The following is a 22,797-nucleotide window of genomic DNA, read 5'->3' on the forward strand; positions in this document are numbered from 1 at the left end:
ACTATATTTTTGGCAGCTTATAATCTCCCCCTAAACAGCTGCTATTTCGCATTACGAAATTTTTCCTATTCTTTTTCCATTAGTTTAAAACTAGATCCTCTTGTCTCTTAGATATCTTGTAATTTTATGACATAATGTTGTGCATCAGTCGCAGGGAGTTGCTCTCTTATGTTGCGACGCTTTTTTGAATTAATTCGATAGTAGAAGAATGTCACTAGATAATGGGTCTAACCCAGTAAATTCAAGCGCTGAGCTTGATCGTCGATTTTCCATCGCGCCCATGATGGACTGGAACTACTTTAAAAAAACTCTATTACTTTCAATAAATTAAATATCATTAATTTTCTTTTTAGCATTTTTTTAGCATTCACAAAAAAATCCCTCTCTTTTTTATACCATTTCGATACAAAATACCCTTGTGATATGTAATGATTAAATACGTTCAAGGAATGGACGAATCCAACATCAAGGAGACACTATGGAACAATTACAGCAACTTCTCACCGATCTAGAATGCATTTCCCTTGCTGATATCTCAGCGATACCAGAAGCCAATCAGCACGTCGTAGCAGAGCGATTAGAGCAGTTACAAGATGAGCTTAAAGAGGCTTTAGCATCATCAGTATAATGATACTGTTACCACCGAGTGAAAGAACTGAAGGGGAACCGTAGCCCCTTTATCGATCATCCAGAGTTTGTGGATGCGATATGGGCTAATAAGTGCTCATAAGACTTTAAGAATTGCGTCAGATGAAACATTGCTAATTTTCATCTAACGCAAAACTCACAGATATTTCTCTAAGAGCTTATCTTCTTTAGAACAGGATCAAAAATCTGAGCAACCATATCATCCATATCTTTGTCAGAAATCTTTCCCATTCGCTGGTGCCTCTCAGCAATTTTTCGCTTAACACCATTCATCGTCTTTTTATTGACTCGCTTAGAAAGAGTCACTAAGTCTTTTTCAAACACCTCTAATGACTCTTTATAAGCAAGGTTAGTAAAACTGCTTTTAAATGCAACAAAATTTGGATCATCAGAATTCGGATCACCAAAAGAGTGTTCGTTGATTTTTTTTAAAAATCCAACTAAAAAAGTATTATTTGAAAGCTCGAATGCTAACAATGGGTCTATCATTGATAGGTCATCAACAGACATATTGTATTTTCCATATAGCTCATTCCTATTATTAATTGGCATTAGTTTAAGAAGGTATATAGACATGTCGGACTTAAAGCCTTCTGGTATCACTTCATTTGGCAATTTCCTTTTTATACCAGAAATATATGCATCAACATATTCTTCAGAGAGTAGAAAACTAGATGCGGAAATTTCATTCCAAACTGAAAGAAGACCAAACAGGGATTGGTTAAGCTTGCTATGGACAGCTTTTCTTTCTTTATATCTAAATGAAACAAAGCTTATGATCGAACCTAGAAAAGCACCGATTACAATGGAAATAATAGGAATCAAAAAACACCCTCAGCAAATAATTTGAATAAGTACATCTGCACTTAAAAAGATGGCCAATTCCATCCCCCCCAAACTAAAGTTATCTTTTTAACCTATGAAAAACAACAACTAAAGCCCACATCGGTGGGCTTTTTTGTGCCTGTCGTTTAAAAGTCTGTGAAGTTACGTTGGGCGAGGTCTTTGACGCGGGTGATGTTGTCGTTTACCCAGTCTGGTGTGCGGAGTTGGGCGATTTGGGTTTGGTACATGCGGACGGCTTGGATTAGGTCGACGAGTTCTTTAGAGGGGATGACGACGGGGTTGCTTTCCAGTTTCAGGGATTTGATCATGTCGTTGAGGAGTTGGTACTTTTCTGTTTCTTGGAAGCTGGTTTTGTCGGTTGTGGTGGCGGGAAGGTGTTTTTGCTCGTGAAGTTGCTTTTCGCAGTCGATGAAGTAGCGGCGGGCTTGTTTGCCCTTGTCGTTGCGTTCGACCATGGCCAGTTCTTTTGCCATGTCTAGGGTGATGAAATACTCTTTTACTTTTTGCGTCCTAGATTTTGCGCTCGCCCGTTTTGGCGAGCTCAAATTTTCAACGCACATAAAGTCTTCACCTTCAATAAAGCCATATCGATTAATGCGAGCTTTTATCCAATTTGAAAAATCGCGGCCTAGTTCAAGAAAGGTGTGAAGATCACGAGCGTTTACGGTATCGATGGTTTGCTCGTTGATAAAGCGAGTGTGAAGTGTAATAAGTTGCATAGCCATCTATGGCCTCCTACGGTCAAATTAAGTCCACCAAAACAAGGTATCAATCTTATTAAGGTGGTGAGTCTAAATTCAGGTTGATACTACCGCCCGTAGGAACGGCCTAGCCGAAGCTAGCCCAAACAAAGACCCACCATAACAGGCGGATTCCGGCCACAAAAAAACACGCGGTGCGTGTTTTAGGCCGCTACGGTTAGAACGGGGTATCAATCCCGGCACTGGATTTTGCCAGTACAAGAAGAATGTTAGATCAAGATGCTAGCAAGGTCAATTTTATATTTTGTAAAAACATCATTATTCTTATCTTAAGTGGACTCTACTTTTTATTTCAGAAAAACTAAAAAATAAACATAGTAAGTTCTTAACGAAAAACTTCATCACTTTCAATTCTTGAACATACTACACTATAATGTTCAATCAAGTATTCCCCAAAATTACCAACGTGCTTTCCAAGAGAGAAACACTTAGCAAACTCATTTATTTTATCTTCATCCCCCTGCTCAGCCAAAATCATATAACAAATATACATCAATGATATACCATAATTAAATTCTTTATAGTTTTTTTGACTAATCCAATTTTCAGCAAAAAGAGTAATATTATTTTTATATACATCAATGTGCATGTAGAGCTCAGAAACTCTATTAATCCCTAACCAAAGTAACATATTCGCAACTGTTTCAGAGTAATCATGGTTAATAGCTAGGTTAGCATTTGTTAAAGCACAAATTCTCTTATCAATCGAAATAATATTCTCATCATGTTCAGTAATTATTGAAATAGAATTTTTATCTACATTTATTTTACTTTTATCCTCAGTCAATAACGCCAAAACATCTTCTTCATATTTTTCAATACCTTTTTTTATTTGTAAGAATTCTCTGTCCGCTAGCTCCAATAGACTAGATAGTTGTGAAAAGCGTCTCTTAAGATAAATAGGTATTACATATTTACTTTTATAACCAAGGTCGTGTTCAATTTCAGCCCAAGTATGTTGGAGTATAGATCTAATCTGAATTTCGGCTTTCATTCCATCAAATGAACTATATTCAACATGTTGGAGTCGATCTTTTTTAAGTCCAATTATATAATGTAGTGACATATAGCCAAATCTATCGGGATCATAAAGCCTTTTTTTATCAATTGATCTTTCTTCATCAACCTCAAACTCTTTTTCAATGAGATTTTTTATTTCATCAACATCACTTTCAAAATATGTTGTTATTCGAACCCCAACAATATCAGTAATATCACTCAATTCAGTGTAAACCTTTCCTGGCTTTTTCAACTTCTTTAAAAAGCTTTCACGCCCCTTTCTACGAGAAGTTATATCATGAGGAATAACATTTGAAGACTCAACAATACGTCGAACAAGTTGAACTAAGCATTCCTCAAATCTATCAAATTTTTTTTTCTGAGCCTCATAATCACTCAAAATTGATTTTATCCTTTTTTCTTTATTATCTTCATTCATGATCAATCCATTTTGCTATTGAATAAAACATTGAAATTTATGGGTTAGATGAAAAATAGCATAATATTCCATCTAACCTTAAGCTTATAGCTCTCATAAAAAAACCAACCATTGGTTTTCTGAAACAATTTTAATAGGGTGACCTTCAAGGCGTAGTTTTACCGCCTTTTCAATCTTGCCACCAAAGTTAGACGATCCCCAATTAGGAGAAACCTTAGAACCAAAAATCAAATAGTCTGTTTTCTTGCTGATTGATCCGCAAACTCTATAACCTCTTGCCTCCGCGACTTCTTTAACATCATCACGACTGCCAAAATCAAACTCTCCAGAGACACAAATTGTTGAATTATGATGTGTCATAGCGTCTAACGTGTCTTCAATAAAAGATAACGGGTGAACGTCGGCGCTGCCTGTTTCGCTGAATTTAGCGCCTGATACTTGTTTAAGGAAATTTAACAAGTCATCTGGAGACGACTGCTCTGTGACAGAATTATTAAGTTGATCGAGTTGCTTCACAACTAAGTTGATTGGAAAAGAATCGAATAAATCATCATTGGCATTTAGCCATTCGATTAGTAATGACATTTCTTCGTAGTTCAGAACATCATCAGCAACAACGCCAGATAGAATGCCTAAAAACTCATTTACACGATCAATGTCTTTTTGCCTAGGAAAGTCTTTAAACTCTACAATGTCGTTCACTAGGCATTTTAGGTCTTCGATTTCTTCTTCAGTGACAATGCCATCGGCAAGAATATCATCCACCGCATCAATAAGGTCAATCGCGTCAGGATCGTCTCTTAGATGCTCTTGTGATTTTAGCCACACATCCAAAAACAATACTTCGACTTCGTTTAACTGCTGATCAGCCGCTATTCCTTGAAGTATTCCTTTTAGTGAGATTACAGCCTTTTTTCTATTTCGATCTAAACAGTAATAACTAACCGTATCCATTGAACCCCTCCTTAGTGTCTTTACAAGAAATATACACATGTGAGGGAGAAAGAAAAAGAAACCACTAAGACTTACCGTTGCACCACCTCACTAGCCACAACCGAACACCTATACCCTGCTTTGCTGTCGCCTCGTGCGGTGACTTTGTCGATGGACCAGTTGCCTTTCATTTCGGGTGGGAAGGTGTCGTTTAGGGTGAGGATGCCTTCTGCGACGAGTTTGGGGTTGCCTGGTAAGTCGAGGGTGACGCTGGAGCCTTGACGTTGGCTTTTGATGAGGTCGTCTTGGCAGGCTTGTTGGGCGGTGATTGGGTTGTCGTAGCTTTGGCGGAGTTTCTTGTAGGGTGCGGTGCCGACTTGTACGGTGTGTTCTTCCCCTGTGTTGTTGTTTGTCCAGTTGGCTTTGACGCCGGTGATGGCGCTTCGGCTGGGTCGGTCGAGTTGGCAGTTGATGAATTGGCCTTCGCTTGGTTTGTTCTGGCTCGGTACGCCGACGACGACGGGCGGGATGGCTTGCCCTGTGATGGTTTTCACTTGGCCCCGTTTGGCGAGGACGTAAAGCTCGTTGACGGGTTTGGCGATGGCGTCCCGTTCCCGTGCGATACGGGTTAAGAAGGCGCTGTCGGTTTCGTCGGTTTGGTCCATGTGTTCGAGGACGACGCTTTCAAATTCTTTGGCCACCCGTGGGCTGAATCCGTGGGGCGTGACGACTTGGCGGAACAGATCGGCAAGGCTGACGTTTTCAAAGGTGCGTGTGCGGCGCTCTTTAAAGCCGGTCTTGTCTTCTACCTGAAACGGCGCGGCGGTGGCCACGATGGTGACGCTGGGCGGAAACAATTTCGGGACGATGCGGGTGATTTTGAACTGGCCTTTGTCGATCAGGTTGTCGCCGTAGCCTTCTTGCCACGTGAGCACGGCGCCCTCTTTCGGCAAGCCTGTTTGCCCTGTGGTGTCGATGTGCAAGGTGAGTTGGTCGCTTTGGGTGCCAGCGGCGTCGATGCGCTCCCACGAGGTCAGGCGGTTATTAATGATGCGCTCGCCTGCTCCGCTCACGCGCCCTCTTGGCAAGTAGTTGGATGGATTGTCTAGTCCCATATGTTGGTTACCGTCTCGGCTGCTTTGTTTGGCAAGGTGGGGATTTCAATAACAACGCCAGCGGGAAGCACTGGCCCGTAGGCTTCTAAGCCGGGGTTGAGTTCAAACAAGGCTTCTTCCGCTTGGTCGTCGTTGCGTTTTAGGGCGATCCACAGAATGTTGGAAATGGTGTCGCCGTCGCGGCTACGGATGGTTGTCATTGGCGTACTCTTCTAGCTCTAGGGTGAAAGCGAGGACGAAGGCGGTGCCGTCGTCGATGATCTTGTCTTGCTTCTCTTGCAAGTGTTTTATCGTCCATTGGCCTAAGTTATTGCCGTAGCCATCGGCCAGCACCAAGGGCGCTCGCTGGTTTTGTAAGGCGCGTAAGGCGTTGAGATTCGCCATGCCATCGCCTTGAAACCACGTGCCTGTGACCGTGATGTTTTCCAACTGTTGGCCCGTGTTTTGGCTCATGGGCTTTTGGCCATATCGCGCCACCGCGACCCAACCACCGTCGCTAGTGCGCTGCAAACCCTCGTATGGCGTGCCTTCGCTCAGCGAAAACACAAAACCACCGAGCGACATCATCTGACGCATGAATACTCCTTAGATAAAAATGGAAGGACAGAAACGAAAAAGCCCATCATGGATGGGCTTGGAGGTGTTTGGTTAGGTTATTTTAAGAGGTTAAAGGGTTATTTTTTATCTGAGCCCAAAATTATACCAGCATCTACTAAGACAAAACCCACGATTGTGGGCTTTCCTTTGGGCAAGGGTTAATTTTCATCTGCACCAAGATTCTTTGGCAAAATCGGCACCATTACCTTTGCATCTAAACCATGACTTACTACTTTAATTGGTAGATCTAATTTATCCAAATCAGTGTTAGGAAAATAATGTTTAATCATAGATAAAACCAAATTTATTTTTACAGCTATAACTCTATTTTCATTTTTCAAGTAGGCCACGGATAAAGCAACTAACTTTAGCTCCTTTTCACTCTCAGTAATTTTCCATACCCCCCCACCACTCATTCCTTGAGGCTTTGGCAGCGTTACATCTTGGCTTTCAAGCATTTTATTCGCATATTCCAAAGTTATGGCTGTAGGAAATACTTCTGAATCGCTAGCTCTAGTCACAACGTAAAACATCTTAGCGGGATTATTAACGCTACCAAGCATCTTATTTTTTGAACTAGGATATCCTGTTATCAAAAACCCCATGGCATCATCCACTACATTTAAATCTAGTGAGACATAATCCAAATCTAGTGATTGATTTGAATTCAAGTTTTGATATTCAGATATATCAATTTCTATAATTGCAAAGTCAGCTCCGTGTTCAACATCATCACCTGGGATACAGACTATATCTTCATTAATTGTAGTTTTTCGTTCGTCAGCATGGTTCCATAGCCATAAGGTTTTATCTAATAAATGATGTCTCGCATTCATTACATGTGCAGCAGTAATAAAGAAATGTCTTCCCCCAATTTTCAAAAGAACACAAGTTCCTATAACCTCCCACTTCTTACTATTTTTATTTTGACCAACTATTGGATATTGACACTTACTTAAAATTTCATCATATGACAAAGACAAGACTAAAGTCTCCTTACTATATAACATCTATGGGCATCCCAATTTCTGCAAATAAAATCAAAACTAAAAAAGTAGTTTTCAGCCATAATCTCCCTTGCATTATTCCCAAGGTGTATTGCAATCAGTATTCCTGAAAGTGCTTTTTTTATTTTTCAAAAGCTCTAGCCAATCCCAAACCTATCCCTTTACCCAAATAAAAACAACAACTAAAGCCCACTTATGAAAAACTATTTTTCATCTGACCCCAAATTCTTTATCGATTTCACCTGACTTGATCACTACTATGATATTCCAATAAGTGTGTCGCTTTAAGAATCAAAGCATTTATCTTCAAGCTACGATCAGTTAGGCCAAACCATACGCCCCAGCCACTGCCATTACTCATAGAAGAAGAATGTGATAACGGATCAGGTAAAATCAATCTAAGTCGAATCAAGTCATTTAGATAAACGAATATTGCTTCTTCTGACCAACCTTTATTCATAAAAATATCAGCATTACTGCTATTTACACCACTTCTCGGATATACATATTGATCACTTTCTCTATTCAATTTACACACTTCTAGAAAAAAGTTTAAAAGGTCATCATTCATTCCAATCATGGCAGTGGTAAATGTATAAGTTTCATTTTTATCAAAACTGAAATCTCTATCTTTACAATACAAAATAGCTAAGGCCATCTGGGCACGTTCACAAGATGTTTGAGTAATGGTGTCAGCAAACGAAGCTAAAACATCTTGTCCTTCTTCGCTGCTTACATATCGAGTCAATTCATCTACATCCGACGTTTTGAGGTGTCCATAACTTAAATCGACAAATCTAAAAAAATTATCAACCCGTTTTCTATGTCGGCTTTGATATGCCTCAACCATGATATTATATGACTTACCTGCTACTTTAACTACTTGTCCTATTGTTGAAGGTTCCATAAATTCCAACTCGAAAATCAATTAAAAGGCGGAAGACAACTCCCATCCAACTAAATTATCTTTTACTCTTCTCAAAAACAACTAAAGCCCACTTTCGCAGGCTTTAGTTGCTTGTCGCTTAGAAGTCTACAAAGTTGCGTTGGGCGTAGTCTTTGACGCGGGTGATGTTGTCGTTTATCCAGTCTGGTGTTTGGAGTCGTGCTATTTGCTGTTGGTACATGCGGACGGCTTGGATTAGGTCGATGAGTTCTTTTGATGGAACGACGACTTTAACTCTTTGAATCTCTATTTAATTATACTATTTCCAATTTCTTGATATGAGCCCCAGCCACCTTGAATAACTTCGTCTAAGTCACCTGACAAGATGTTAAAAGATACGATATATCTATCGTAAGCATATTTAGATATTTCATCCGAATGTAAAGATCCTTTATCTACTAGGCTAATCTCAAAATAGCTTTCATTTAGTTTTTTGCTTTTGACGTTTACATCTAAGTCAACAAGAACGAGGTTGTTTTTTATAATTTTAGGGTATGATTTTATTATTTCGGCTTTCGATCTTTCTATAAAACTACTAATATCAATTCCTTCACCTGCTTGTGAAGTAAAAGAGAGCAATGAGGTCAATAAAAAAATAAGATATTTCATAATCATCCTTAAAAAGTAATAGCTTAACAGTGTATGTGCGCGTTTAAACATTCATTGATACTAAAAGACTTTCTCGTTTCCTACCAGCCCAAACAACAACTAAAGCCCACTTTCGCAGGCTTTAGTTGCTTGTCGCTTAGAAGTCTACAAAGTTGCGTTGGGCGTAGTCTTTGACGCGGGTGATGTTGTCGTTTACCCAGTCTGGTGTTTGTAGTCGTGCTATTTGCTGTTGGTACATGCGGACGGCTTGGATTAGGTCGATGAGTTCTTTTGATGGAACGACGACGGGGTCGCTTTGTATCTGCATGGATTTGACGATGTTGTTGAGCAGTTGGTACTTATCTTTTTCCGCGAGCGCTAGGTTGTCTGTGGTGGCGGGAAGGTGTTTTTGCTCGTTGAGTTGTTTTTCCATTTGGTTGAAGGCGTTGATGTAGGCTTCTTTGAACTGGGCGGCTTTGGTGCCGGTGAAGCCCATGGCCAAGAAGACGAAGCCGTCGCGGGTGATGCGATACGCTCGATCTTGGCGAGTTGCGCCTTTGCCTACTTCCACATCAATTATTATCAGCTCAAAATTGAGCACTTTAAATTCAGCACTATATTTTTGGCAGCTTATAATCTCCCCCTAAACAGCTGCTATTTCGCATTACGAAATTTTTCCTATTCTTTTCCCATTAGTTTAAAACTAGATCCTCTTGTCTCTTAGATATCTTGTAATTTTATGACATAATGTTGTGCATCAGTCGCAGGGAGTTGCTCTCTTGTGTCGCGACGCTTTTTTGAATTAATTCGATAGTAGAAGAATGTCACTAGATAATGGGTCTAACCCAGTAAATTCAAGCGCTGAGCTTGATCGTCGATTTTCCATTGCACCCATGATGGATTGGACTACGTCCGATTACCGAGTTTTCGCTAGAACACTTAGCAAGAATACGCTGCTTTATACTGAGATGGTGACGACGGGCGCGTTGTTGCAAGGTAATCATCCTGAAAGATTCTTACGTCACGATGAGTGCGAGCACCCTATTGCTTTACAATTAGGTGGATCTGACGCAGTACCCTTGGGTAAATGCGCAAAAATGGCGCAGCAAGCGGGCTTTAATGAAGTTAATCTTAATGTCGGTTGCCCAAGTGACAGAGTACAAAACAGTTTAATTGGCGCCTGTTTAATGGCTCACCCTGATAAGGTAAAAGATGCCATGCGCGCCATGCAGGATAACTGCGATATTCCGGTGACGATCAAACACCGCATTGGTTTAGACGACCAAGAAGATTATAGCGTGGTGCGGGATTTTGTCGGCGATGTCGCCACCACTGGCGTGACGACTTTTATTGTCCATGCCCGCAATGCGATTTTGGAAGGCTTGAGTCCAAAAGAGAACCGTGAAGTTCCACCGTTAAAATATCACTATGTGCATCAGTTGAAGAAAGATTTCCCTGACCTTGAAATCATTCTAAACGGTGGCATAAAAACACTAGAAGAGTGCAAAGAACAATTAGCGCACGTCGATGGTGTGATGGTTGGCCGCGAGGCTTATCATAACCCTTGGATATTAAGCCAAGTCGACGAAGTATTATTTGGCGGTCAAGCCTTGGTTCATGATCGCTACGAGGCACTAGAAGCTTTCGTTCCTTATGTTGAACGCAAGCTGAAAGAAGGCGAACGCTTAATGCATCTAACCCGACATATTTTGGGTATTTTTCAAGGTGAAGCCGGCGGCAAACAGTTCCGTCGCTACCTATCTGAAAATGGTCATAAAGCTGACGCAAAGGTAAATGTATTATTAGAGGCCATTGAATTGGTCAAAAATCATCAACGCAAAGGATAAAAGAGCAATGAGCAATAAGTTATCTCAATTAAAAGAGTTCACGACCATTGTGGCCGACACCGGTGATATCACGGCAATCAAAGATTTTTTACCACAAGATGCGACAACCAACCCATCTTTGATGCTTAAAGCTGCACAAATTCCAGAATATGCCCCTTTCCTTGATCAAGCGGTTGCTTGGGCAAAAACGCAAAGCAACGACAAAGACCAGCAAATCCTAGACGCTGGTGACAAGCTTGCTGTGATCATTGGTACTGAAATTCTAAAATATGTTCCAGGCCGTATTTCAACTGAAGTGGATGCGCGTTTGTCTTTTGACAAAGAAGCGACACTAGCGAAAGCTCGTAAATTGATCGCCCTTTATGAAGAAGCTGGCGTGTCTCGTGACCGCGTTCTGATCAAAGCCGCGTCTACTTGGGAAGGTATTAAAGCAGCAGAAGAGCTAGAAAAAGAAGGCATCAACTGCAACCTGACGTTGCTGTTCTCTTTCGCTCAAGCACAAGCCTGTGCTGAAGCGGGCGTTTACCTGATCTCTCCATTCGTTGGCCGTATTCTTGATTGGTACAAAAAATCCACTGGCCAAGAATACACTGCAGAAACAGATCCAGGTGTAGTCTCTGTTACTGAAATCTACAATTACTACAAGCAGCACGGTTACAAGACTGTTGTGATGGGAGCGAGCTTCCGTAACATCGGCGAAATCGAGCAACTTGCTGGTTGTGACCGCTTGACGATCAGCCCTAACCTGCTTGAAGAGCTGAAAAAAGACGAAGGTAAACTTGAGCGTAAATTGGTTCCAACTACGGATGTGAAACCTGCTCCAGCAGCAATCACAGAAGCGGCATTCCGTTGGGCAATGAACGAAGACGCAATGGCAACTGAAAAATTGTCTGAAGGCATTCGCAACTTCGCAGCAGATCAGCGTAAATTAGAAGTTACTTTGGCGTCTATGCTTTAATCATAACGACGGCATTTGCTAGTATTATGAACACTAAAAACGCGGCCTAGGTCGCGTTTTTTACTTTTCACAAGAAGAACAAAAGATGAACGAGACAACAGAATTTGAAAAAATGGTTCGAGGTGAATCATTCAATGGGATTGATCTTGATCTTAGATTACGACGCGAAGCCGCTCGCCTTGCCTGTGCCAAATTCAATGCTCACCCCAGCAAGGGTAACCTTCGCCATGTGACACGCTTGTTTGCCGAGTTTGGCAGCGTGGTGATTGAGCCGGGCTTTCAGTGTGATTATGGTTCGCAAATTCACCTTGGCGAGCGAGTCTTTATTAATTTCCAATGTATTTTCTTAGACAGCGCTAAAATTCATATTGGTGACGATGTCTTAATCGGCCCTGGTGTTCATCTTTATACGGTTGATCACCCTAGAGACGCAGAACTAAGAGCCTCTGGCGAATGTTTTGCTCGGTCCATTACTATCGGCAACAAAGTTTGGATTGGCGGTGGCGCAAAAATCCTCCCAGGTGTTGAGATCGGCCATAACGCGATTATTGCCGCTAACGCGGTAGTCACTCGAAATGTGGCCGACAATGAACGCTACTTCGGGTCTTCAATTTAGACAGTTACTTTAGATAGTTAGTTTAAGTAGCTACTTTTTGCATGATCCCACCAAAAAACACGCTTTAAGGCCTTAATTAGAGCGTATCTGAATACTTCATTCAACTAGGTAAGCAATCGACAATTGTGAAGGAAATGCCTTCCAAAGCCCTCTTCTTACGTCTATTTTCTATATACTGCACTGAAATTAGCGAGAAGAGGTCGCCCTATGAAAACTTGGATTATATTTTTAGCTAGCCTTATGGCGCTAAATACTAGCGCCTCGGATGCCATCGGTGACGATTCACTAAACGTTGATCAAATCACTCAATTTGATGGCATACCTTGGGGTATTGCCGTAATCAATGATCAAGAAGCTATCGTCACAATCAAAAAAGGTGCAGCTTACAAAATCAATTTAACCACAGGCAAAAAACAAGCACTGACAGGCCTACCAGAAGTGGATAACCGAGGCCAAGGCGGTTTGCTGGACGTGGCAAAATCACCACAGTTTAAAGAACAAGGTTGGTTATATTTCACCTATTCAAAACCAACCGACGAAGGTTCAAAAACCACGCTGGCCAGAGCAAAATTAGTCGGCAATAAGTTAACTGAATGGAATAATTTATTAGTCACAGATTCTGCAACCAGCGAAACCAAACACTATGGCGGACGTATCGCCTTTGATGACCAAGAACATGTATTTTTCTCGGTTGGTGATCGTGGTGTTCGTGAAAATGCTCAAGATTTAACAAACCACGCAGGCAGTGTTATTCGTTTAAGCTTGGATGGTCGTATACCAGCGGACAACCCTTTTGTCACTCATGCCAATATTCGCAATGAAATATGGAGCTATGGACATCGCAACCCTCAAGGCCTTTTTTACGACACAGATACGCATACTCTCTGGTCAAATGAACATGGCCCAAGAGGCGGTGATGAAATTAACTTAATTCGTCCAGGTGCTAACTACGGATGGCCGATTGTGTCCTATGGCAAGGAATATTGGGGCCCTGTTAATGTGGGAGAAGGCAATACAAAAGACGGCATAGACAACCCCGCCAAGGTGTTTATTCCTTCTATCGCACCAAGCAGCTTAATTCGTTACAAAGGTATGTTATTTTCAAACTGGAACGGTGATTTTCTATCTACCGCGCTCGCGTTGAGACATTTGAACAAAATTAAAATAGATAAGGATGGCGAAACAACAGAAACGCGCTATCTCCAGCATTTAGATGAACGTCTTCGTTCGATTGCTCAGGATTCAACCGGCGTGCTGTATATTGGTACAGACTCTGGAAAGCTATTGAAAATCACACTTGCGATAGACAGTAACCTCAAAAAAGCCAGCTAAGGAGCATTAATTATCTGTTAAGACTACACAATTCCGACCAAGGCTTTTTGCTTTATATAGCCGTTGGTCGGCAATTCTGTACAGATGCTTAAAATCACCACTCTCTTCCTGACTATAAGACACACCAATACTGATCGTATAATGAATTTCGAGGTCAGCGAAATCAAACACAGTATCATGCACATACTCGCAAAACGTGACTGACCAGTCTTTACTTTGCGCCGCTGGCATAAACACACAAAACTCTTCTCCACCTAAACGAAACAACTGCTCGTTGTCATCAACATGCTCTCTTAGTCGCTCGGCAAAGTCCACCAGCACAGCATCACCAACATCATGTCCATGAGTATCATTTATTTTTTTGAAGTTGTCTAAATCAATCAAAACAAGCGCTAATTCATCGCCCATATTCAAAGCTTGCTGAAGCTGGTATTGGTAGGTTTGACTAACGTTACGACGATTTGCCAAACTTGTTAATGGGTCAGTAGAGGCTATTTTCTTTAGTGCATATAACATTTTCTTGTGAATGCGTTCAGCACCATGAGTTAACCCCCATAAAAAGGTATACGCCAAGAACAGGTTCACTACAATACCAATCAACCCCTCACCAAAATCATCATAAAAACGCAGAAATAGAATGATGCTAACCAAGCAAAGGCAAACACCACTTAACCAAAATCCTGTACGCTTACCGAGCATAAGATAGGAAGTCATGGGGAAAATAAGCACCCAAACTTGTCGACCCGAATACAAAGGAGAAGTGCTAATTCCTACAAGAATACCAGCGAAAATGAATGCCACATAAAGCAATACAAGCCACTTGTAATAACGCCATTGTGTAGGGCAAAACCAAATAAAAACGGTTAACATTAGCAGAATAGCTTCTGTGAAAGCGACTTGGTACTTTTCCGCCATCACATTAAGCACTATCAACAAAAGGCAAGAACTGCCTATCACCAGCAAAAAACCTTTTACTAGAGCTTCATTAAAAAGCTCTTCATTAAACCAATGAGATGTAGACAGCCGTTTATTCATTCATATTAATTCGATTATTCGGACCAACTACTGTCCGTTGTGACATCATCCTCTGACGACATACTCTCCTCCGTAGTTGCGGCAGAGTCATCTCCCCAACTGTCAACTTCAGTTTCATCACCCCAGCTATCACTAGATGCTTCATCACCCCAGCTATCGTTTTCAGTTTCGTCACCCCAGCTATCGTCATCTGAATCTATATTTTTGGTAGCTTGTTTTTTAGGCGGATTACCGTCGTAGACTTCATAAGCTCTATTTTGTAAATACACATCGCGGATAAAACTATATCTATCGCCTACAATCATGCCTTCTGCATTGAGATAACGTGCTCTTGTTTCAACAACATCTAGACCCAACAACCCAAGCTCCTCATCATCATTTAAGTCGAGGATGCTTGTTTCATCAAGGTACGTATATTTAACAGCCAAACCTGTACCATCACGCACAGTAGAAGGTCCAAAAAATGGCAATACCAAATATGGACCAGATGACACGCCCCAATAACCAAGAGTTTGACCAAAATCCTCATCGTATTTTTTTAGACCTAATTCACTGGCAATATCAAAAAGTCCAAACCAACCTGCGGTACTGTTTATCAGGAAACGAAAGGTAGACGACGCCGTAGCATCCCATTTCCCCTGTAATAAGTTATTGGTTATATTGCCTATCTCACCAAGGTTAGAGAAAAAATTACTCACACCTCTCTGCACTGGATTCGGTGTAACAGCCTTGTATCCTTCAGCGATAGGCTTCAAAACAGCACCATCAACAGCATCATTAAAGGTAAACATAGAACGGTTAAAACCTTCCCATGGGTCTTCTTTAGTTTCTACTGGCACCTGTGCGCAAGATTGCACAAGCAACAACACAGAGCCAAAAATTAAAGTGCCTATTGCTTTAAACATTTTCACTATCCTTAACTTGTAAGACTACAAACACAGTGTCTAACTAAAAACAAAACTTTATCTATTACATCAAACCAATTTTTTAACTTCTTGCCACTGCTTAGACAGGCGTTTCTCTGAAATAGGCTCTAGCGTGCCAACCGACTGTGCAAACAAAGAAATACGGTATTCCTCTAGCATCCAGCGATATTTAATCAATTCTGGATCGTACAAGGCTTTTTCGTCATGCGCTTTTTTCTGTCTACTGTAAGTCTGCCAAAGACCTTCCAACTCAGACACATAGTGGTTCTCTTTGTTCAAATGATTCTGAAAACGTTCCAACCGCACTTCAATCCCTTTGAAATAACGTGGCAATTGCCCTAACCAGAACAGCGGCGTATTGCCAATAAAGCCGGGGTAAATAAGCTGTTCTAATTGAGCTTTAATATCCCCGTAAACTCGTGTCCAAGGTAATGGAATACTGCCTTTCATTCTTTTCGCCACACCTTGATAAGACGATAATACGCGATAAAGTTGTCCAGCCATATCATTCGCCACGCTCACTAATTGCGGTTTATTATTTACCACACAGCTTTCAAAGTCTGTTTTTGTACGAGGTAAAGCACGTCCATCCAAGAACACTTTATCTAAAACGGCGTTGAGCAAATCATCTAGCAAGGTTTCTTTCTGACCCAAAGGTGAAAAAATCAACATAGACTCTTTAAGATGCGGTAGATTCTTTTGCAGGTAACGCATCTCTTTGCTCAAGGTTAGTTTAAGCAAGGTGATCACGCCTTTACGATGGGTTTCCAACGCAGTGTTTTGATCATCGAACATCTTCAATGAAACATGATCGCCTTGCGCTACCAAAGCAGGAAAAGCCGTGACCTTGATACCCGCTTGTTTGATTTCTTGGCGTTCAGGAATGCCCTGCTCTGGCCAAGACGTTAAACCTTCTTGCTCATGCTGCTTGGTACCAAACTTAGCAAAACTTTCTTCAACTAGGTCGCTAAACTGAGCTTGAAGCTGTGCTAGGTTTTTACCGACACCAAGCACCTTACCGCGCTCGTCCACGACTTCTAAATTCAATGTTAAGTGTGAATCTAGTTTATCGGCGTTCCACTCATTGAGCGGAATATCAATCAAGGTTTCGCGCTTAATCTGCAAGCTAAGCTGCTCAAGCAAATCACCTTTGTCTTTCGACAAGTTTGGGTATACGCGATCAACAAACTGTGGAATTGGTACAAAGCGGCGACGTAACGCTTTAGGCAAAGCACGCAGTAAGGCTTCGCAACGCTCTTTGATAAAACCAGGAACAGCCCAGCCTAAGTCTTCTAAGCTCAACTGACGCAACAAACCAACGGGGACTTTTAGAGTCGCGCCATCGGCTTCTTGACCAGGATCGAATTTATAATCAATTGGTAACGCGACACCATTTAATCCAAAGGAATCTGGGAAGGCAAAATCATCGACACTGACATCTTGATTGATCAAATCCTCACGAGTCATCAATAAAGCATCAGGCGAGGTTTTAACGAAATGCTCTAAGCTTTTTAAGTTCCGCACATGGTCAGGCAAACGAGAATTATAGAAGGCAAATACCGTTTCATCGTCGACCAAAATGTCGCGCTTGCGCAGCTTGGCTTCTTGGGTTTCTAACGACTCCATCAGGGCTTTATTTTTACGATAAAACGCTTGCTTGGTGCGAAGTTCTCCTTCCACCAGCCCAGAGCGAATAAAAATCTCACGGGCTTCTTCAGGGTTCACGTGGCCATAATCAATACTACGTTTCGCCACAATCACCAAGCCATAAAGCGACACTTGCTCATGGGCCATGATGCGACCTTGGTTACGCTCAAAATGCGGGTCAAAATATTGACGTTTTACAAACGGAGCAGCGTACTCTTCGATCCAAGCAGGATCGATACGAGCGGTGACTCGCGCATACAATTTACTGGTCTCGACCAACTCTGCGGCCATAATCCATTGCGGTGGTTTTTTGAATAACATGGAGCCTGGGAAAATCGCCAACTTACGCGAACGACAGCCTAGCATCTCCTTGCTGTCTTCCATCTTATTGGCGACTTGCGTAAACATACCGGCTAACAAAGAACGGTGAATCGCCTCATAATGGCGCTCTTCGTGTTGCACTTCTTTAAAGCCAAGCTGCTTACAAGCAATCATGATTTGTCGATGAATATCTCGCCATTCACGCATGCGCATGAAATTCAAAAATTGCTTGCGGCAATATTGGCGCAATTGATTTTGTGACAAGGCTTGGCGCTGCTCTTCAAAGCGTTCCCACAAATTCAAGAACACTGCGAAATCAGAATCTTCGTCTTTATCAACGGCATGGGCTTGGTCAGATTGAGTCTTCTTGTCTTGCGGACGTTCACGAGGATCAGGGATAGACAAGGCACTGACAATAATCGCCACTTCTTTAAGAACACTGTGCTGTTCGGCAGCGATTAAAATTCGTCCTAATTTCGGGTCAATTGGCAACTTAGCCAACTGACGACCAATCGGCGTCAGTCGCTCTTTATTTAAAGCGCCAAGTTCCGTCAAGGCACGATAACCATCATTGATCATGCGTTTTTCAGGCATTTCAACGAAAGGAAATTTTTCAACCGCCCCCAATTTTAGGTTGGCCATCTGCAAAATAACCGACGCCAAGTTGGTACGGAAAATTTCTGGGTCGGTAAATTCTGCACGATTGTTAAAATCTTCCTCGTCATACAGACGAATACAAATACCATCCGCCACACGACCACATCGCCCTGCCCTTTGGTTGGCACTGGCTTGGCTGATTTTTTCAATCGGCAACTGTTGGACTTTGGAGCGCACGCTGTAGCGGCTGATTCTCGCTAAACCCGGATCAATCACATAACGAATCCCTGGTACAGTTAACGAAGTTTCTGCAACGTTGGTCGACAACACAATGCGACGACCAGAATGAGATTTAAAAATACGTTGCTGCTCGCTCGCACTCAACCGAGCATAAAGCGGCAAGACTTCGGTGCCACGCAATTCGGCACGACGAAGGATTTCTGCAGTTTCACGAATTTCTCGTTCACCCGGTAAAAACACCAAAATATCACCCGCGCCGCGATAGCCAGATTGGCGCTCTTCCGCTATCAAAAGTTCGACGGCGTCTAAAACACCTTGTTCCATGCTTTGGTCTTCATCCAACTCTTCCGAGTCAGATTTACTTAGCAAAGGCTGATAACGAATTTCAACCGGATACGTTCGACCAGATACTTCGATAATCGGTGCGTTTTCAAAATGTTCAGAAAAACGTTCAACGTCGATGGTCGCCGAGGTGACAATGACTTTTAGATCCGGTCGAACCGCCAAGACTTGCTTTAAATACCCAAGCAAGAAATCGATATTCAAACTGCGCTCATGGGCTTCGTCAATGATAATGGTGTCGTATTTATGCAGGCGCTTATCTTGCTGAATTTCGGCCAATAAAATACCGTCGGTCATTAACTTAATGAGGGTTTCTTCGTTGCTTTCGTCACTGAAACGAACCTGAAAACCCACTTGTTCGCCAAGGTTAACTTGCAACTCATCACTAATACGCTCTGCCACGCTGCGCGCAGCAATTCGTCTTGGTTGTGTATGACCAATCAGACCCGCGATTCCGCGACCTGCTTGCAAGCACATTTTAGGCAATTGCGTGGTTTTACCAGAGCCTGTTTCACCCGCAATAATCACCACTTGGTTTTCTTGGATCGCCTTGATGATTTCATCAGCACGGGCTGCAACCGGCAAGCTTTCATCGTAGGTAATCTTTGGCATACGTGACAAACGAGCTTGGTACAGAGTCTCAGATTTTTCGATAAGCGCATTCACTTCAGATTGCATACGATCAAAAGGCAAACCATCCTTTTGACGCTTACTAAGCTGCGCTTGTTTTTGATCAATTAGATGACGATCGCGCGTCATTACGGCATTTGTCGGCATGATAGGTAAACTTGTATCCTTTTTACTTGGCGCTGGAAAAATAGTGGCAATAAATAACGCGCCGTTTGTATTAGATGCTTTGGTACAGAGCCTCAAGTGAAGCTAAGTGGTTGTACGAAAACCTCTATCTATATAGTTGTAAATTCTAACATCAATCCCAACCTAAGGGTTATAGTGAACAACATTCACAGTGCATCTAATACGATGTTGCTATTACTCTCTAAAGATCAATTAACTACAGATCAACCACAAAAAGGAAATGGTATGTCTCATCAAATCTTTGAAGATAACTCTCTTACCATTGGCAATACGCCTCTTGTACGTTTAAACCGTATCGGTAATGGAAATATTTGGGCCAAGCTCGAATCTCGTAATCCTGCTTTCTCAGTAAAATGCCGCATCGGCGCCAACATGGTGTGGGATGCAGAAAAGAAAGGCATTCTGAGTAAAGGTAAATCCATTGTTGAAGCTTCCAGCGGTAACACAGGTATCGCCTTGTGTTTCGTTGCTGCGTCTCGTGGTTACCCGATTACCATCACTATGCCATCCAGCATGAGTGTGGAACGTCGCCAAGTCATGAAAGCCCTTGGGGCGACCATCGTTCTAACTGAACCTGCAAAGGGCATGAAAGGCGCCATTGCCAAAGCCGAAGAAATTGCCCAAGACGAAAATTTCGTTTTGCTGCAACAATTCGAAAACCCAGCTAACCCAGAAATTCACGAAAAAACTACTGGCCCTGAAATCTGGCAAGACACCAATGGTGAAATAGATGTTTTCGTTGCAGGCGTTGGTACTGGCGGCACCATCACAGGCGTCAGCCGTTACATTAAAAACACTCAAGGCAAGGCCATTATCAGTGTCGCGGTTGAGCCAACCAGCTCGCCAGTTATCACTCAAACAATCAATGGTGAAGAACCAACGCCATCACCACATAAAATTCAAGGCATTGGTGCGGGTTTCATTCCGAAAAACCTAGACCTCTCTATCGTAGACCGCGTTGAACAAGTGTCTAACGAAGACGCCATTGCTATGGCGAAACGCCTAATGCGTGAAGAAGGTATTCTATGCGGTATCTCTTGTGGTGCTGCTGTTGTTGCGGCAGAACGCTTGAGCAAACTAGATGAATTTAAAGACAAGAAAATCGTTGTCGTATTACCAGATTCGGGCGAGCGTTACTTGTCTACAGCTTTGTTTGAAGGTGAATTTACCGACAACGAATTGGTTCAGTAATCATTAACATTGATAACCCCCTCCCGACCTCCCCCTTAGTAAGGGGGAGGAGCAAACCGCTTCCCTCCCCTTATATCTTTCAAGGGGAGGGTTAGGGTGGGGTTATTCTCTTCTTAGGGCTGAACCCAATTAATGCGTTTTCTTCGTACCGTAGCGAACCATGTCTTTACCATTTTCAAATACTTCGGTGGTCACATAACGCCCTAACACCAACTGCTGATTATCATCCAGCACTGCCACAAATGGACGACCATTGGAATTGTTCGTCGCCAACGCCACGCCAGATACATTGTTTAAGCCTAAACCACCCACCTCAACCAATCGCAAAAACGTCTCAAGCTCATCCAAGGTTTCAATTACATCATTATCATTAATCATTCGTTCTACTCTGTTACACCAATAATGGCGCTAGAATAACAGTTATCGCAGCGAGAGAAAAATGGGGAACGCTTAACCTAAACCATGGTGATTCATTTTTGCTATTTTTTCTCGGATAGCATCACAGACAAAAGCATTTAAACTTTGACCTTCAGCGGCAACAACTGCTTCTCGATGCAACGCCTCACCAGTTCTAATATTAAATGAGCCCTTACATGGCTTTTGAGCCTCCCGCCCAAGCTCTTCACAAGACAAAAGGTATTCATTCACCGAACGACGGAACTCAACTTCAAGCTGTTTCAACGTCATCGCTTCATAAGTAACCGTGTCTCGAATAAAAGCAAGCTTGCCAAAAAGCGTATTGCTTTCTAATTCAGGTTCAATTGTGCCTAAATAATCTTTATATCGTAGATAAGTCATAACCAACCTTCTTGTATCAAATGCAGCTTCACCGATTTTAAAGCGCCGCCTTTCAGCTCATTCTCAGGGTGGGGTTTATGTAGTAATAGCATGGCATCTTTGCCTTTATGGTAAAAACGAACTCGCGAGCCAGCCATTTCTTTCTTTTCATAGCCAAGTTGAGTTAACAACGTGACCAACTCGCCCCATGGAAAAACTTTTCTGGCCATTCTAAGCTTATCCATTAGCTTCTCTTGCTTACCCATTGTTACTTCTTCTATCGTCCTGATAGTTTAAGTATAGTTTTTAGATGGACAGCAAGCAACTAAATATAGTTGCAAAAACATTCACTTTTAGCCACAGCGAAAACGTCCAAAAAGACATTAAAAGATTGTTGTTAAGCTATTGAGCCGCCATTACCGTTTATAACTTTAATCAACAAGCTACCAAGCTGTCTAGTGTTGTAAGGATTGCCATTACTATTAAGCAAACCAATACTGAACTTAGCTGCCAACTCCCTTAAAATAGGTTTCGCTGGAGAAATCACCTCCCCATCTCTCAGAATCTCGATAGTTCCATTTTCTAGCTCATGGATCGTAAATGGCTCAGAGTAAGCTGTTTTTATAACTGGAATATCACATCGTTCTTTTGATGCACTTAGAAGTTTTGACAAAGAAATTGACACTTTCCCATTTGAAGAAGGAATCCCCATTAGTTCTATCGCCTTTTCTTTTGGCTCATTTAACAGGGTTTCAATTTGCATCTCTTCAGTATTGATTCGCAGAATCATTACACGGTCAACCTTATCAAGGGTTTTAGGATTAAATGAAATATGTCCTGACAACCCCATTATAGCAGTTGTTTTAACAGAAACTCTCTCACCTAGAGCACTTACAACATCGTAACCCTCTTGATTTACCTCAGTCGCCATTTGCCCATTGGTAATTAGAGCAGCGTAAAGCTCGCCAATTCGGCCACTAAGGTGACGTAGTTCGGTAGGTGGCACCCCCCATTGTAACTCTCTCTCAAACCAAGACATTGCCTCGCCAAGAGATTGGATAATCTGCATTTGAGTTATCGCCACTAGCACTCCTAAAGCATATTTTAAAAAATAAGAGTCACTTCGCTCATCGTGACCTACAAGTATTGAGAATGACGTTTTTAAATTGCCGTCACCAGCAACAGCCAAAGCAAATTCTATCAGCGATGGTCAAACGATAGTTCGAGCATGGGGGTTGTTTTGGCATTCGAGATAAGCTGATCCCTTGAAGAT

24 protein-coding genes are annotated in these 22,797 nt (G+C 42.1%); 6 read left to right on the plus strand and 18 right to left on the minus strand.

Annotated elements, in window-relative coordinates; translation table 11 throughout:
- Positions 1 to 478 precede the first annotated feature (478 nt).
- Positions 479 to 628, plus strand: coding sequence for a hypothetical protein (locus CYL31_RS11875; RefSeq protein WP_212915452.1), 150 nt, complete (start codon positions 479 to 481; stop codon positions 626 to 628).
- 170 nt (positions 629 to 798) lie between these two features.
- Here the strand turns inward: CYL31_RS11875 and CYL31_RS11880 are convergent, their stop codons facing one another.
- The 11 genes from CYL31_RS11880 to CYL31_RS11930 all read right to left on the minus strand — a co-directional run bounded on the left by CYL31_RS11880 (position 799) and on the right by CYL31_RS11930 (position 9,516).
- The gene (locus tag CYL31_RS11880; RefSeq protein ID WP_212915453.1) at positions 799 to 1,473 is read right to left on the minus strand and encodes a hypothetical protein; all 675 of its coding nucleotides are present in this window, start codon (positions 1,471 to 1,473) and stop codon (positions 799 to 801) included.
- Between the two features lie 146 nt (positions 1,474 to 1,619).
- Positions 1,620 to 2,219 (minus strand): antA/AntB antirepressor family protein, encoded by a 600-nt coding sequence (locus CYL31_RS11885; protein WP_212915454.1) that lies wholly within the window; start codon positions 2,217 to 2,219, stop codon positions 1,620 to 1,622.
- Between the two features lie 361 nt (positions 2,220 to 2,580).
- Entirely contained in the window at positions 2,581 to 3,693 is a 1,113-nt protein-coding gene (locus tag CYL31_RS11890; protein WP_212915455.1) for a GTP pyrophosphokinase, read from the minus strand.
- Positions 3,694 to 3,786: 93 nt separating this feature from the next.
- Positions 3,787 to 4,647 (minus strand): BRCT domain-containing protein, encoded by an 861-nt coding sequence (locus CYL31_RS11895; protein WP_212915456.1) that lies wholly within the window; start codon positions 4,645 to 4,647, stop codon positions 3,787 to 3,789.
- A 71-nt stretch (positions 4,648 to 4,718) separates the two neighbouring features.
- Entirely contained in the window at positions 4,719 to 5,699 is a 981-nt protein-coding gene (locus tag CYL31_RS11900; RefSeq protein WP_249411566.1) for a contractile injection system protein, VgrG/Pvc8 family, read from the minus strand.
- A gap of 32 nt (positions 5,700 to 5,731) precedes the next feature.
- Positions 5,732 to 5,941 carry a tail protein X gene (locus CYL31_RS11905; protein WP_137169409.1) on the minus strand — a complete coding sequence of 70 codons (210 nt, stop codon included), beginning with the start codon at positions 5,939 to 5,941 and terminating at the stop codon, positions 5,732 to 5,734.
- Positions 5,925 to 6,317, minus strand: coding sequence for a phage tail protein (locus tag CYL31_RS11910; protein ID WP_212915458.1), 393 nt, complete (start codon positions 6,315 to 6,317; stop codon positions 5,925 to 5,927). Before CYL31_RS11910 ends, CYL31_RS11905 begins: the two co-directional genes overlap by 17 nt.
- Before the next feature lie 179 nt (positions 6,318 to 6,496).
- Entirely contained in the window at positions 6,497 to 7,348 is an 852-nt protein-coding gene (locus tag CYL31_RS11915; RefSeq protein ID WP_212915459.1) for a hypothetical protein, read from the minus strand.
- 235 nt (positions 7,349 to 7,583) lie between these two features.
- Positions 7,584 to 8,252, minus strand: coding sequence for a hypothetical protein (locus tag CYL31_RS11920; protein ID WP_212915460.1), 669 nt, complete (start codon positions 8,250 to 8,252; stop codon positions 7,584 to 7,586).
- 285 nt (positions 8,253 to 8,537) lie between these two features.
- The gene (locus CYL31_RS11925; RefSeq protein ID WP_212915461.1) at positions 8,538 to 8,900 is read right to left on the minus strand and encodes a hypothetical protein; all 363 of its coding nucleotides are present in this window, start codon (positions 8,898 to 8,900) and stop codon (positions 8,538 to 8,540) included.
- Between the two features lie 136 nt (positions 8,901 to 9,036).
- On the minus strand, positions 9,037 to 9,516 hold the full coding sequence (locus tag CYL31_RS11930; protein ID WP_349304770.1) for a Rha family transcriptional regulator: 480 nt from the start codon (positions 9,514 to 9,516) through the stop codon (positions 9,037 to 9,039).
- Positions 9,517 to 9,700: 184 nt separating this feature from the next.
- Between CYL31_RS11930 and dusA the strand changes: the two genes are divergently transcribed.
- From dusA to CYL31_RS11950, 4 genes are all read left to right on the plus strand, one after another.
- Positions 9,701 to 10,726 carry a tRNA dihydrouridine(20/20a) synthase DusA gene (gene dusA / locus CYL31_RS11935; protein ID WP_212915462.1) on the plus strand — a complete coding sequence of 342 codons (1,026 nt, stop codon included), beginning with the start codon at positions 9,701 to 9,703 and terminating at the stop codon, positions 10,724 to 10,726.
- Between the two features lie 7 nt (positions 10,727 to 10,733).
- Positions 10,734 to 11,684 carry a transaldolase gene (tal, locus tag CYL31_RS11940; RefSeq protein ID WP_212915463.1) on the plus strand — a complete coding sequence of 317 codons (951 nt, stop codon included), beginning with the start codon at positions 10,734 to 10,736 and terminating at the stop codon, positions 11,682 to 11,684.
- 85 nt (positions 11,685 to 11,769) lie between these two features.
- Entirely contained in the window at positions 11,770 to 12,300 is a 531-nt protein-coding gene (locus CYL31_RS11945) for a sugar O-acetyltransferase (protein ID WP_212915464.1), read from the plus strand.
- Between the two features lie 207 nt (positions 12,301 to 12,507).
- Entirely contained in the window at positions 12,508 to 13,632 is a 1,125-nt protein-coding gene (locus CYL31_RS11950) for a PQQ-dependent sugar dehydrogenase (RefSeq protein ID WP_212915465.1), read from the plus strand.
- A gap of 6 nt (positions 13,633 to 13,638) precedes the next feature.
- Here CYL31_RS11950 and CYL31_RS11955 read toward each other — a convergent pair whose 3' ends face one another.
- From CYL31_RS11955 to hrpA, 3 genes are all read right to left on the minus strand, one after another.
- Positions 13,639 to 14,667 (minus strand): GGDEF domain-containing protein, encoded by a 1,029-nt coding sequence (locus tag CYL31_RS11955; protein WP_249411569.1) that lies wholly within the window; start codon positions 14,665 to 14,667, stop codon positions 13,639 to 13,641.
- 14 nt (positions 14,668 to 14,681) lie between these two features.
- Positions 14,682 to 15,572, minus strand: coding sequence for an MlaA family lipoprotein (locus CYL31_RS11960; protein ID WP_212915466.1), 891 nt, complete (start codon positions 15,570 to 15,572; stop codon positions 14,682 to 14,684).
- A gap of 69 nt (positions 15,573 to 15,641) precedes the next feature.
- Positions 15,642 to 19,517, minus strand: coding sequence for an ATP-dependent RNA helicase HrpA (hrpA, locus tag CYL31_RS11965; RefSeq protein WP_212915467.1), 3,876 nt, complete (start codon positions 19,515 to 19,517; stop codon positions 15,642 to 15,644).
- 264 nt (positions 19,518 to 19,781) lie between these two features.
- Between hrpA and cysK the strand changes: the two genes are divergently transcribed.
- Positions 19,782 to 20,747, plus strand: coding sequence for a cysteine synthase A (gene cysK / locus CYL31_RS11970; RefSeq protein ID WP_212915468.1), 966 nt, complete (start codon positions 19,782 to 19,784; stop codon positions 20,745 to 20,747).
- 129 nt (positions 20,748 to 20,876) lie between these two features.
- Here cysK and CYL31_RS11975 read toward each other — a convergent pair whose 3' ends face one another.
- The 4 genes from CYL31_RS11975 to CYL31_RS11990 all read right to left on the minus strand — a co-directional run bounded on the left by CYL31_RS11975 (position 20,877) and on the right by CYL31_RS11990 (position 22,713).
- Positions 20,877 to 21,125 carry a hypothetical protein gene (locus tag CYL31_RS11975; protein ID WP_212915469.1) on the minus strand — a complete coding sequence of 83 codons (249 nt, stop codon included), beginning with the start codon at positions 21,123 to 21,125 and terminating at the stop codon, positions 20,877 to 20,879.
- A 72-nt stretch (positions 21,126 to 21,197) separates the two neighbouring features.
- Positions 21,198 to 21,545 carry a type II toxin-antitoxin system HicB family antitoxin gene (locus tag CYL31_RS11980; RefSeq protein WP_212915470.1) on the minus strand — a complete coding sequence of 116 codons (348 nt, stop codon included), beginning with the start codon at positions 21,543 to 21,545 and terminating at the stop codon, positions 21,198 to 21,200.
- Positions 21,542 to 21,769 (minus strand): type II toxin-antitoxin system HicA family toxin, encoded by a 228-nt coding sequence (locus tag CYL31_RS11985; RefSeq protein ID WP_249411570.1) that lies wholly within the window; start codon positions 21,767 to 21,769, stop codon positions 21,542 to 21,544. The genes CYL31_RS11980 and CYL31_RS11985 overlap by 4 nt, the downstream gene beginning before the upstream one ends.
- 152 nt (positions 21,770 to 21,921) lie before the next feature.
- On the minus strand, positions 21,922 to 22,713 hold the full coding sequence (locus CYL31_RS11990; RefSeq protein ID WP_212915472.1) for a DUF6998 domain-containing protein: 792 nt from the start codon (positions 22,711 to 22,713) through the stop codon (positions 21,922 to 21,924).
- Between the last annotated feature and the right edge of the window lie 84 nt (positions 22,714 to 22,797).

The sequence above is a fragment of the Marinomonas sp. A3A genome (assembly GCF_018336955.1).
Lineage (GTDB): Bacteria > Pseudomonadota > Gammaproteobacteria > Pseudomonadales > Marinomonadaceae > Marinomonas > Marinomonas lutimaris.